Origin of the sequence: Microcystis sp. LEGE 08355 (assembly GCF_015207185.1) — a bacterium.
Taxonomy (GTDB): Bacteria; Cyanobacteriota; Cyanobacteriia; order Cyanobacteriales; family Microcystaceae; genus Microcystis; species Microcystis panniformis.
Genome location: NZ_JADEXI010000070.1, coordinates 1 through 13,119, shown reverse-complemented (window position 1 = coordinate 13,119; position 13,119 = coordinate 1). Strand labels below are relative to the sequence as shown.

General features: G+C 40.7%; 12 protein-coding genes and 2 pseudogenes. 2 read left to right on the top strand and 12 right to left on the bottom strand.

What is annotated here, in order from left to right:
• Positions 1-279: 279 nt before the first annotated feature.
• Entirely contained in the window at positions 280-561 is a 282-nt protein-coding gene (locus IQ242_RS05730; protein WP_002754772.1) for a helix-turn-helix transcriptional regulator, read from the top strand.
• Complete coding sequence (locus IQ242_RS05725) at positions 545-1,096, top strand: PD40 domain-containing protein (protein ID WP_193959323.1); 552 nt, start codon at positions 545-547, stop codon at positions 1,094-1,096. Before IQ242_RS05730 ends, IQ242_RS05725 begins: the two co-directional genes overlap by 17 nt.
• A gap of 63 nt (positions 1,097-1,159) precedes the next feature.
• Here the strand turns inward: IQ242_RS05725 and IQ242_RS05720 are convergent.
• From IQ242_RS05720 to IQ242_RS25855, 12 genes and pseudogenes are all read right to left on the bottom strand, one after another.
• A pseudogene (locus tag IQ242_RS05720) lies at positions 1,160-1,262 on the bottom strand (IS30 family transposase); the annotation flags it as partial.
• Between the two features lie 23 nt (positions 1,263-1,285).
• Positions 1,286-2,538, bottom strand: a pseudogene (locus tag IQ242_RS05715) (IS630 family transposase).
• Positions 2,539-2,798: 260 nt separating this feature from the next.
• Positions 2,799-3,833, bottom strand: coding sequence for an SGNH/GDSL hydrolase family protein (locus tag IQ242_RS05710; protein WP_193959322.1), 1,035 nt, complete (start codon positions 3,831-3,833; stop codon positions 2,799-2,801).
• 469 nt (positions 3,834-4,302) lie between these two features.
• The gene (locus IQ242_RS05705; RefSeq protein ID WP_193959321.1) at positions 4,303-5,334 is read right to left on the bottom strand and encodes an alpha/beta fold hydrolase; all 1,032 of its coding nucleotides are present in this window, start codon (positions 5,332-5,334) and stop codon (positions 4,303-4,305) included.
• Positions 5,335-5,400: 66 nt separating this feature from the next.
• Entirely contained in the window at positions 5,401-7,656 is a 2,256-nt protein-coding gene (locus tag IQ242_RS05700; protein WP_193959320.1) for a CHAT domain-containing protein, read from the bottom strand.
• Between the two features lie 57 nt (positions 7,657-7,713).
• Entirely contained in the window at positions 7,714-8,676 is a 963-nt protein-coding gene (locus tag IQ242_RS05695; RefSeq protein WP_193959319.1) for a DUF1822 family protein, read from the bottom strand.
• A 42-nt stretch (positions 8,677-8,718) separates the two neighbouring features.
• Complete coding sequence (locus tag IQ242_RS05690; protein WP_228020842.1) at positions 8,719-9,516, bottom strand: hypothetical protein; 798 nt, start codon at positions 9,514-9,516, stop codon at positions 8,719-8,721.
• A gap of 18 nt (positions 9,517-9,534) precedes the next feature.
• Complete coding sequence (locus IQ242_RS05685) at positions 9,535-10,632, bottom strand: pentapeptide repeat-containing protein (protein ID WP_193959317.1); 1,098 nt, start codon at positions 10,630-10,632, stop codon at positions 9,535-9,537.
• A gap of 25 nt (positions 10,633-10,657) precedes the next feature.
• Positions 10,658-11,386, bottom strand: a complete 729-nt coding sequence (locus IQ242_RS05680) for a hypothetical protein (protein ID WP_193959316.1) — start codon at positions 11,384-11,386, stop codon at positions 10,658-10,660.
• Positions 11,387-11,700: 314 nt separating this feature from the next.
• Positions 11,701-11,880, bottom strand: a complete 180-nt coding sequence (locus tag IQ242_RS05675) for a hypothetical protein (protein ID WP_193959315.1) — start codon at positions 11,878-11,880, stop codon at positions 11,701-11,703.
• 120 nt (positions 11,881-12,000) lie between these two features.
• Positions 12,001-12,654, bottom strand: a complete 654-nt coding sequence (locus IQ242_RS05670) for a VWA domain-containing protein (protein WP_193959314.1) — start codon at positions 12,652-12,654, stop codon at positions 12,001-12,003.
• A gap of 196 nt (positions 12,655-12,850) precedes the next feature.
• Positions 12,851-13,119: hypothetical protein (locus IQ242_RS25855; protein WP_228020841.1), on the bottom strand; the 269-nt coding region annotated here is incomplete at its 5' end.

Here is a 13,119-nt window from a genome sequence, read left to right as displayed (position 1 = left end):
ATCGGGGGGAAAATTCCGGGACTTTTTCCCTGAAAATTAGGTAGTTTACCACCTGAAAATCGATAAAACCCCACACCCCACACCCCACACCCCACACCCGGCCCCCAGGAAAAGCTTTTTGCCGCAAACCATCTGTATTAAGTGTGCATCATCAAATGGCAGTAACAGTGCTGTCTTTTCACTGATTACTCTTTACTGATCACTGATTACTGATTATCGATTCCTAGGAGAAAAATTTCTTCTAGAATGATAAGTACATATACGAGAGGAATTATACTTATGTCTGCTGGGAAGTTTCAAACAGCCGCTTCATTATCCGATCGAGAGCTAGAAATACTCGATTTAGTGGCTAATGGTTTAACCAATCAAGAAATCTCGGAAAAGCTGGAGATTAGTAAGCGTACCGTTGATAATCATATTAGTAATATCTTGACAAAAACAAAAACCGATAATCGGGTGGAATTGGTGCGTTGGGCATTGCATTGGGGTAAAGTTTGTCTTGATGATATTAATTGTTGTATCCTTCCTTCCCCGGTGCCGACCGATGATCAGGTTTCCTAAACTTCTGGGACTTTTGCTTGCGGTTAATATCATCAGTCTGGGGGGATGTAGTGATGCGGGTTTTGTCACCCCTCCCCAACAGCTTTTAGGAAATACTTTAAATACCCCTTCCTCGGAAGATAATCCCCGTTTTAACTACGATGGTCGTTATCTGGTCTTTGCCTCCGATCGCATGGGACAACGAACGATTTATTTATTCGATCGAGTGGCTAATCGTTTAGTTCCCCTACCCGGGTTAAATCAAGCAAAAACCTATCAAGATCAACCGGATATTAGTGCCGATGGTCGTTATATTGTTTATGTGTCGGAACAGTCCGGTAAACCCGATATATATATTTATGATCGACAAACTCTGCAAGCAAAAAATATCACCGAAAATATTTTAGGAGAAGTGCGTCGTCCGACGATTAGTGGTAACGGTCGTTTTATTGCTTTTGAAAGTAATCGTTTCGGTCAATGGAATCTGGAAATATTCGATCGAGGTAGCGAAATTTCTCCTTCTTTACCCCCGATCAATTCTTCCCCGTCCCGATAGTATTGGGGGAGAAGGGTGTGGGGAGACCACTTCCTGCGCGTTGCGGGGGAGATGGGAGAGGAGAATATCCACACGCCCCGGAATCCCTCCACGCTTACTTTTTGCTCCGTATCGACTCTTTCTTTTTCCTCGTCCAGCCGCGTAGGTATTCTTGATACTTTCCACAGTCAAGGGTAAGCTTTTACGCATTTAAGTTACATTGACAGCATTACCCTTATTTTTAAGTTTTCTACTCCATTTAATAATCAATCCCCCTTCATTTAAAAGCTGATTGACTACTTTTTCCAGTTCTTCTTTATTTTCAAATTCTCGATTAGCTATAGTCATTTCAGATAAGTCTGATACACTCTAGACCAGTTAAACCCTTATGAACTCTGGCATTGATATTCTCAATCTTAATTGAAATGACTATATGTATTCTTTAGCGGAATGCCACAATAATTCTATTAGGTGGTAATCTGGACTATAAGCTGGTAAAAACTCTAGCCTAATATTGGGCAACTCTTTTTCCACCTGCTCAATAACATCTTTCTTTTTGTGATAACTAGCATTGTCTAATATAATGATAATCTTCGGTCACTTTTCTCGAAAATCTTCGGGCAGATTTCCCAAGTTTATCCATTCTTGACGAATCTCTTCATGAAGTTTCTTTAATTGTTCATGGAAAGTTTCTGAATTTCCTTTTTTGCTCATAAAACCGACTCGTTTTTTGTCATTATATCTTAAGGCTCCCATCACATTCACCCTTCCTCTTTTTCTTTGTCCATTCACTTTTTTTCGCTTTCCTTTTTTTGTCCAAGCTCTCCTTCTTATTACTCTCAAACTAAATCCACATTCATGAGGGGAACCCTGTGGCGAACCTGCGTCGCCACCTTGAAAGCCCCGTCCCAAAACCATACCTGGATTGACTCTGGCTTCTCTTTAGCCAACTTTAAATATTCATCTAATTTTTCTTTAAATGCTTTTCTTAATTTCTTGTCTTGCTTATCTTCTAGACTAGATTTCGCCCAGATATACACATACTTTTTTCTTCTCAATATTCTTCTCACTTGCGAGCCACTCAGTTTAATTCCTGTTTCCTTTTCTAGATGCTCTGCTAATCTTGCCGCTGTCCATCTCCCGAATTCCTATCCCAATTTTTTCGGGTCTTCATCAACTATTTTCAATAGTAAATTAATATATTCCTCTGGGGCTTTTTTATGATTTCCATTTTTTCTCCCATCTTCTAGACTTTCTAAATTGTTAGGATCGCCGTGAACACACCAGTGGGCGACCGTTTTGAGTGAACAGCCAATAAACTCAGCTATTTCTCGTTGAGTTTTTCCGTCGTTTAGCAAGAGAAACATTAAAATTCTTTCCCTAACCTCTGCTCTTTCTTCTTCTTTAAGAGCTTTTTGTAAGTTTTTCTTTTCTTCTAAGTCTAGGAAATCTTTGGCTGGCATAAGTAGGAATTTTCTCAAGTTACTATTTCTATTTTAGGTGGTTTAAGTGCGTTTTAGCTTATTAGTGGGACTTAGGCGTTTTCGGTCAGCAAAAAAGGCTCAAACCATTACGGGACAAAGGGTTAACCTCGATTTATGATTTTCCTTGATATATCTGGGTTTCAGCGATTTTGGGCTTCTCGAAGTAAATCCCAAGCGGGGATTGGAGTTGAGGCTTTTATCGATTTGTTTTTTGTCTAAGTCCCATTAGGAGGAACAATTCAGGGAAGTCGAGCGACGGTCGAGCGAGTCGAACCCGTTCCTTTTCGTTTTGTCACCAACGCACCGATCCCCGTAACGAGCAAGATACCGGTAATCCCGCCTGGTTCGGGAACCACCACCACCTGAGTGCCTACGAACTCGCCGAACTGCCGGTGAACTGCGGCGGTGGGGTGAAGTCCATCGTAGAACAAATATTCATCCGGATTCGTGCAAACCGTCGTCAGATCCACACAGGGATCGGTGGTGTTTGTTAAGCTGAAACTACTAGGCGAATTGGTGATCGAGGCAAAATAACTAAAGGTATCGATCTCGATCAGATTGATCGTCGGATCATTGCGAAAAGTTGTCAATGAATTCCGTAAAAGGGCATTAAACTCCACGCTAACCGCCGTGGCCGCTGCGCTCGCCCCCGACACCTCCCGCGTCGCCTCTGGTGACAGCCCTAAATCTGGCAGATTGGGAACCAGGATATGAACAGCCCCTGCACTTTTCAGTCCCCCGATAATCGTAATAAGATCGCCAACTGCCCCCGTCAAGGTTGCGCTCGCCCCAGCACTATCCCCTGCGAGTTTCTGTCCGGCTGCGTCGCGAGCGTTATTACTCCCCCCCCAAACCATGTACAGGGCGCTCGATGGGGCGATTCCCCCCGTACTCGTTTGAAATAGGGCAAATTGGTTTAGTAAGCTGGGAGGAGTCGGCGGGGTGGTTCCCAGAGGCCCAGTTCTTGCGCCCCCGAATGCAAAATTCGTCCCTCCCTCTAGGTACGGAGACGCGCTAACCCCCAGACGGGCTGCCAAGGTTTCCACCCAGGTCGGACCATTGGTCAAGCGACCGCTTTGGTACGCTAGGGAAGGCATCAAACCACCGAAGGGAACGGGTTGATAGTTCGGGTAGGTGGCGATGGCCACGTTACCGCTATCGGTCAAACTGTCCCCGAAGGCGAAGAGATTACTAAAGGTACTGGCCGAGGCGCTCACCGGAATTGTCGCGAGGGCTAGACCGAGAGAAAGGGCGGGTAGTTTCGAGAGAAGCATGGGGATTTTATCCTGTGGAAAAGCGTTTAAAAGATAATTATTCTAGGACTTAGGCATTGACAGGATCGACCAAATATGGGATATGGGTTTTGGGCATTTTAACGTGCTTTTTTGATGATTTTTAAGTGATCGCTATTGATCAGAAGTTAATCGCTAAAAGTCTGAAACGACGGATTTTCGTTCATATACATCATGGTGAAATTGTACAGTGCGTAAGTCCTATATTCTTCAAATTGAATACCGAATTCACAGTTCGATAAACAAGGGATAGTTTCTTGGTTTTGTTGGGTATCGATGAGAGTCAGGCTTTTCACTTTCCCACCCAGGGCGATATCGATACCAGGGACGCGAACAATACTGGCAAGGGTAACATGGATGCGAGATAAGGGATTCGGAGTTTGGTTTATTTTAATAAACGCTCTCGCCTGGCAGGTATTGTTAAGATTGCGCGAAGGGAGCGATAGATCGATTATTGGGTATAGGTAAAGAATCGATTAAATATTGACAACAAGGAAAATAAGTTATAGATAATTTTAGAAGGAGAAACGTCTCCATGACTCAGCAAGTCTGAAATCAGAAAATCTGATATACCATGAGACGATATTTTTTGGAACAGTTCTCTGGTTGATTTTGGGGAAATCACGGGGTCTTTATCTCCGTGAATTAAAAAAATAGGACGATCGATCTGTTGAATAAAATTGATAGGAGAGAGTTGATAGATGAATTTTGCGGATAAGTGTTTTTTGATATCGTCAACAAACTGTTTTCTATAATCACTATTTTTTAAAATGGAATTCAAGATTTTTTGATCTCGATCAGACAATCTTTGATAACCGTGTAAATCCCCAAGTGTATTTTCTACAAGGGCAGGATTGTTTTCTTTGACAATAATTTCTAGAAGAATATTTTTTAGATTTTGAGTGTCCGAAATCACCAAGTTGATAAAGTTATAGAAAAATATCAATAAACCATAGTTGTCTAGATCATAATTTTCTAGACAATATTCTAGTGCTTTACCTAAATCCGAATAACAACCGATTAATAGAATGGAAGAAACGATCGATTGTATCGATTTTGGAGAGATGGCGATTAATCCCTGTCCCCCCGTAAACGATGGGGCAATATAGCCAATTTTTTTTTGATAGAGACAAGAAACGGCTTTTAAACAATCTCTCTGGTGCTTGATTGTTTCTGGAGTAATGAGCAATTGCTTAACTTCTGCGAATTCTGGGACAATCACTCGATAACCAACTGAAGCTAGAATTTTTGCTAATTGTTGAATGCGGGGATCTTCAATTCCCCTTGTATTCATGCCGTGTTGTAGGAATAATACTGGTAGATCTTCACTCTTGAAAGGGCTATAAGTTTTAGTGATAAATTTTTGAAATTCTGTCGCTAGTAAAAAATGTTCTTCGTGAATGAATGGAACAGGAAGAAAGCCGATAAATCTCAGGAGAAATATCAAGCCTTTGTACTGATTTGACAAGTGATAAAGTTTCATTAATTTTTAAGATTTAGTCATTTATTTTTTCAATATTCAGTAGTTAAAATTATTCGTCAGTTAAAATTATTCGTCTTGGTAGTTGAAAAACAGATAAATGGCTAGTCCCGTCAATATGGGGACAAGTATCCATGTTCCGATGTTAGGAGTATTTAAAAAGAAGGTTCGATCGAGTATATCGGTTAGTCCATAGCCAATCCACAGAGAAACACCGATCGACACAATTGTTATTGTTATAATAAGCATTCTATATTTATGTTGTTGTCGAATCGTTTGACAAAGAGTAAAGACAAATAAAATGGAAATCACTAAATACACAAAAGGTTCTAACGGTTTCATCCACTGTAAACCAGTGTAACCAAAAAGTATATTCTTGGTTTTTACGACATAATAAAGTCTAAAAGGAATCCAAAAGACGACCATTACTTGAGCAAATACTAAATACTCAAAATATCTACTTTGATTATAAAATTTTCTGAAATCTTGATTTTGTACCCACAGAACGAAAAATGATAAACCTGTAAAAGTGATCGCCCAAAAAGTATACGCGTAAAACCAGCGACTCAGAGAAATCCAGTTTTTTTGTCCTTTCCAAGTTGCTGGATAATCTAAACCGATTTCCATAAGTTTATGGAAACCTTTCGCTCGCTCTTCTGGTATCTGATCATCCTTTTTAAGCGCAATATAGTTAGACAAGGACTTTTCAAGGACTGCCTTACTAATCACGAGGTGGTCTTTCTGAAAAATATTTTGCGTATCTAGAATATCTTTCGGTATTTTTTGGATATCGGCGATCATGTTTTTGTTAAAAGTTGATAGATCGATACTTGCTTGAGCCGTTTTATTAAGCTCTAATAGAAACATATTGGAACCACTCATCTCTATCACAAGAAGTACGACAGAGATAGCTAACATTGCTAATATGCCTAATTGTAGACCCCGGGCTGATCTGTTGATAATTTGGGTAAAACCTTTATAAACAAGCCATAGAGCCGCCCAAAACATAAAAAGAGGATAGAGGATAATATGAGGATATAGCTTCGCATAGAATATAGCTTTCTCTAAACCAAATTCATAAAGGATGCTGAGAGGTAAACCGAAGACTCCTATTATTCCCCCTATAATTAGGAGAATACGCCATATAAGAGACAATTCGGACTCGGATAAAAACTCTTTCCAGGTGGCTAAGGGAACTGCGGGGTTAGGAACGATGACGGGTAGCCAATGTCCTCCAGGAAATTGCTCCGGATTATGATAGGTTTCCTTCAGATGTTGTCGTGCGTTACCCACCGAGACAAATAAAGATTTGTTGCGGGAGAAGGAATCGAGGAAATATTTCAGAAAATCGATCGCCATCTGATTATCAATTTCCTCTTTCATCACGATACTTTGCGGTAAGCGTAACTCTGCCAATTGAGCGGCAATTCCCAAGCCATCACAAGAGTTGAAAATCGCTAGATATAATCCGTTTTGTATGGCAACTTCCAACTGTTCTTTTATATCATCAATAGTGATGCTCTCTTGCTCATTGAGATGTAAAACTCCTTTCCCTTCAGCATTCGTTTCACTATGGCCGGCATAAAAAATAATATTCCAGCCTTTAGGTTCAACTAATACATTTTTCAATTCATCTAAGGTTGGCTGTTCTAAAGGTTCTAGTATCGCACCATGTTCTCGGACTCTGTTCAGTAATTTTGAGTCCTCATCGAGGGTAATGTTGTCATCGGAACCTAAAATCACCAAGATGCGAACTTGGGGATGTTGTTTAATCTTTCCCCATCCTTGAGGGGGTTCATATTCTGGGGGGCCGATAGCGATTTCCGCTTGAGGGTAGTGTTTAGAGAATAAATCCCAGGCTTGCCAAGGAAGTTGTTTTAAGATAGGATCATCGGTTTGAATAGTAACTTGAATTTCGGCTTCTGATTTATCAAGGCCTTGAGTTAGCCAACCCCGAACCTTTGACCAATCTTCCCCCGAATTAAGCCAGTTGTTCAATTCGGTGGTTAAGTTTTCATAAGATTCCCAACAATTATTGTACGAACTATTGTTATCTGAATCATCAAAGGGTAAATCATCATCATCGTCTTCATTCTCAATGATATTCTGGTTATTTTCAGCAGCCTGTGTTCTTCTACCATTATTGACTATTAGTTGGAAATCCTGTTGCCATTGCTGAAGAGAGTCCCTTAGTGTATCTGGATAAAATGGAACAGAAAGTCTTCTACGACTTCTGGATGAGTTAGAATCATCGCTGATTCTGATCTCGATCAAAAAAGACTGCATATCTTGTGTAACTATATTAAATTCAACTTCCTGCGGCATAATTTTTTTCCTACTGTTTTGTAATCGCTCATCGCCAATTCAAAAAAAAGCTCTAAATCAATTACTGGGAAAGCTTTCCGAATGAGTTTTCCCATTAAAAGTGACTTTGATTTGATAGGGTTTTCCATTTTGTTTGGCAAGTTCTAGTTTTTCCAGATCAAAAATAGGAGTAATTCTTAGGCAGTTATCCCCTTGTTTTGCGGTCGCCGAGGTTAACATTTTGCCAGAGGGAGCTAGTAAGGCGAATTCCAACCCAGAAGGTAAACTTCTAATATTTCCGACAGGAATTAACTCAAAAGACACCTTAACTTTATTTTGTTCATTCTCCTGTTGCCGGATGTCAACCATCAAAGCAAAGTCCCGTCCATCTATGCTAATTAACTTTCCTTTATTTAACAGCATTGCCGAGGAATCAAGAGATGACTGACTGATCCTTCGAGATCTTCCACTTCGTCCACTGGCTGTTAAGACTTTTTCTGATTCTAGCCAATCAGAAGCTAAAAGTTTTTCGATTCGTATAATTTGTTCAATTCGTTGTTGAAGCGAAATAGAATCGAATACATCTATCAAATCTTCCAAGGGTTGTAATTGCTCAAGGGAAACTGGTTCCGCAGCCACTTTTCTGACAAAACCTAATATATTTGCTATTTTCTCTTTTTCGTCGATCTCTACTATGACGTAGGCTATTCTGTCTTCCCAAACCTCTGGGGGAACATAGCAAACCTTTTCCCCAGGCCGGATAGGACGACATTCTAACTTCCCTAATCCCTTGATCTCTAAATCCGCTACATCCATGAGGATTCGAGTGCTACTGTCCCAGCTATCACTATTCTCAAAATCCGTCTCTACACTCAATAAATTACAACAATAAAAACCAACGGCACGGACGGCTAAGGTATTGAGCAAAACCTGACGAGCTTTGGCGGTATTTTTCTGTTGTCCGCTAAACTCTCTAGCACAGTTAAAATCCGACATTCCCAAAGGTACTGGAAAAGTTAATTGTTCGTTTTCGATGCTCATGGTCAGGATATCCTATGCTTCAATTGGTTTTTATTGGTTACATTAAGTGTCAAGATTTTCTCGAAAGATTGGCTTAAATTTTTGAATATTGCGTTGATAAAAAGACGAGATGACTGGAACGGGTATCTTCCATTCTTCGGATAAATCTTTCCACGATCGCCCATCGAGTCTGCCAAGTATGATCGCCTGAAAAGTCACCTCCTCACGCTTTTCAACGTGAGCTTGCCTGAATTTTCCAGTGGGATCTTGCTCAATTAGTTCTCTGAGTTTTTCATATTCTCTATGACGAGGATGAGCAGTTTCGGGTTGCTCTAAGTTGTCGAGGTGAGTCGTACTAGATGGATCATCATTTTGATATACAGGTTTATCAAGAGATTCATCCCGAACTGGTTTCTTTTTGTGGTTTTTTTGAAAACGACGAATCTTTAGATGCTCCTCGCAGATGTCTTGAAACCGAAAACCGAGTGTTTCCCGAAACCAATGTAAAAGATGACCTTGATTGGGATCGTATTCGTCAATTTTTTGGTCATACAATTGGAGAAAGACTTGCTGGATAGCGTCCTGCTGTAGTTCCATATAGATAGAATAGGGTAACTGATAGCTGTTTTGACAACTTGGCCGGGATTGCCAGATCACGTTCGTTAGTCTGGTTAAGTATTTATCCCTATCCTTACTGCCTTTAGGATAACTTTTCGCCTTTAGCGCTAATTCATCTACCCTCTCTAGCTCATCCATTTTGATTATCCAAATTCTCGATCGCTGATGCTCGATGTGTCTCCTCTCTGTTATAGCAAACAGGGAGAGCTCTTTTGGGAACGGCGATCGAGCTATGCGAGTCATGTTTTAACCTCCCCCCACTTATACCACTTTACCAGAAAACTGTACTTTAGCGATCGCATTGACAGCCTCTGGAGAGGTTGGTAAACTTCTGGAGATTTGTGCGGTGGATTGTCCTCTAATCACGAATTCCTCGAAAATCCCCCGAAACTCCTGAATACACTCCCGATAGAACTTACCTATCTCTGCTTTATCGGTAAGGCCGAAAGATTTGATAATCTCCTCCCAAGATTTATTATCTCGTCGCTGTAAAGCGATCGCCTGAAAATTCGCTTCTGGGGTTTGCCAGAATTTTTCTTTGAATCGTCCTCGGGGATCTTGTTCGATTACCTCCCATAGATGTTCCCAGTTTTCGATCGAGGCTACATCCGACGGAGCGATCGGGGTGTATGGATCGTTCGTACTACTATTCTGTTGTACAAGTATCCCATTCACCCACTCTAAGAATAAAGATTCTTGCGGATTGTACTCATCAATGTTTAACAAAACCGAAGTTAACGTTTTCTGTAGAGCTTCATTCCATATTTCGTGTGCTAGAGGGGAAGAAGTAAGGGAAACGGAAGGGTATATGATCTTCTGCTTGTATATTCCGACTATTTCCCTCACTATTTTGGTTACGCATCTAATTCTATCTTTGCTATTTTTTGGGTAATTTTGGGCATTTCTAACTAACTCTTGAAGGGTTTGCTCTGAGCGGTTCAAAGCAACTTCAATCAGTGCTAGTCTTACATTTATTGCCCCTCGTTGCTGAAGGTCGTTCTCTAGTCCTTCACTCAGTCCAAGATTACTAATAAATAAAGCGTTCGTTACATTTGCACCGCTTAGATTAGCTCCACTGAGATTAGCTCCACTGAGATTAGCTCCACTGAGATTAGCCCCACTGAGATTGGTTCCGTTCAGGTTAGTGTTACTTAAATCCGCTTCGCTGAAGTCTGCCCCACTCAAATTATCATTGCTTAAATCTTCCCCACTTAAATCGACTCCGATAAAGTCTTCTGCAATATTCAGACCAGCAATTGTAGCCAATTCGGAAAATTTATCCGTTTTTGTCGTTTCAAGTTTTTCGACCACTTTCCGAAGTTGTTGATCCATTTCGTCATCCCATATTTCGGCAACCATTATATAACTCCTTATTCTTTACTAATTACTTAGAAACCGTAGAAGTCTTGCTAAGATAAGCACGATTTTTAAAGATTTTTTTAAAAGCTTTCTTGATAACCAACTGGTGTATTATTGTCTTTCTTTTCTTGTCTATAAAATTTGTCAATAACCCAGAAGATTCAATTCTTTCTATATCCTTTAATTCAGGTTTTTGAAATGTGGATACAACTGTACAGGGATTTTTCGTTACATCAATAGTGGCCAAGGTTGCTTCTTGAAGTAATCCCTCTAGTACCTCACCCGTAATCGATGTAAAAATCCAGATCGGATCACTTTCTCCCCCTTCGGTTTTCACACCATATTTTTTATCTTGATATTCTTCTGATCTTTTTTGACCAATTTTTTTCTCTGCCCCTAGGCTACCTCCTATTTTTCGTTGGTCAGACACATTGACTTCACCTTTCACACCGAACTGCGTTTCATTCGTGACTTCTTCTTTTATCTTAACATCAAGTTGTAGCGTCAAATGATTGACTAAGTGGATATTACCTAAAGGAACTTTTCCGTTTTCTATAACGGTTTGTAATTTCCCTTTATTTAAGCCAATTTTTATTTCTCCATAATGTGTTTTTAGTGTGTGTGTACCAAAACGAATATCTGCTACCAGATCAATTTGTTTAGGCTTGAAGGGAGCATTCTGTTTCTGTTTGACTTTCATTTCCATGCGTAGCCAGTCGGGAAATGGATTAGGGTCTGGGGAGAAATTGGTCATCGGGGATACGTCTCGATTGAATGGCAGTGATCGGTAGTATGACTTGATTGTACTGGTTTTTCCCGATCACGCACCCTTTTTTTCTCTGTCTCCCCACCGAGCCGATCCCGAAAGAACCCGCAAACCCGATCGACGCGAGATCAGTAAGAGAAAATTGCCCCGAAGTCCCACTTCCTTACTATGTTACATTCTGATTGCAAGCCTTCCCAGGCGCAAGCCTTGCTGGGCTTAGGGCTTACGCCCTTTCTTCGATCGGATTCGCCGATCACAATAACGCCAAGAGAGCCTAAACATTAACCCTTGTTAGATATTGCTTAATTTCCTCCTCTCAACCACACACCAGCCATCCCCAGGGCAACATAGACGAATCCAGCACCAATCAAAGGAGGGTTCGCATTGAATAGCCCGATGGCAATTAACACAACCCCAAATAAAAATAAAAATGGACCGAAGAGAAACAAGAGGAACCAAGAAAGGAAGAGGCCAGCAATCACATACACTACCTACCGAATTTTTACCGAATTTCCTACCGCCCTACTCTCCTATCTGACCTGTGACCTGCGATTACGCAAACGAATCTTAAGAAACCATGAAGTCTTTTTCGGTAGGCCGATTTAGAATTGAATCAATCCCTGACGCTCGATAACAACTCCCAAAGAAATAGTCATGGCTTGATATAGATCTCCAAAGTTACCGATCGAATGAGTCGAGGTAGCGTATCGACTAATCGAAGACAGTTGGGAACTAGCCGAACTCCCTACACCGATCACTGACAAACAAAGATTAGAGTTCAGAAAATAACTCAGGTCTTGTAACCTGGTATTCGAGTTATTATCACCCCCGTCCGTGATAGCGAGGACAAGTTTTAAATATTGATAGGGAAGATAGCTGTCCATTGCTACCAACTCGGAAGAAGCGATTTTAATCGCATCGTATAGAGCGGTACTGCTACCATCATTTCGTAGGTTATTAACCCACTGACATAGGGCGGCTACATGACTTTCGTTGTCCATTTTAACCACATTTAAAGGCTGAGGCGGTCCGAAAATATTTCGACGATCTTTAAAAGCGGTAACGGATACAAAATCGGAAGGTAAACCGGGTAAAGATCGACCTCGTAGATGAGTGGCGACCAGAAATTTGATTAGTTGATCCTTGGCAATCGCAAAATCTCGATTGGAAATGGAGGCCGTACAATCGACGGTAACTCCTAGTAACCAAGGGACGGGAATTTGGAAAGCTTGTACTTCTCTATGGTATAACTGCATGGGGTAAGCCTCTACTCGTTTTTTCTTTTGCCAATGGACACCTATGGTGGAAGATTTTCAGAAAAAAGGAACTTTGAACTTTGAATCTCCCTTGTTTTTCTATCGTTAGTTTTCATGAGAATTATGCAAAATTGATCGTAAAGTAACTTTGAACTTTAAACCTCCCTTGTTTTTCTATCGTTAGTTTTCATGAGAATTATGCAAAATTGATCATAAAGTTTTGTAAAAAATTGACACGAACCTCTGAGAAACGATAGTTCACGGCCGAATGGGTCTTTCCGCTACGGGGAGTGAGCGGTAAGCATTTAGCCACGAATTCTCTAGGAACAAGGAAAATCGGTAATGATTCGGTAGTAGTGGCGTAGCCCTCTTGCTTACCTGGTATGAATTGTGTAAAATATTTATTAATAAAAATAATTGGAACCCGCTCAGTCTTTAAACCTCTAGCTTGCTCATGACTTTTCT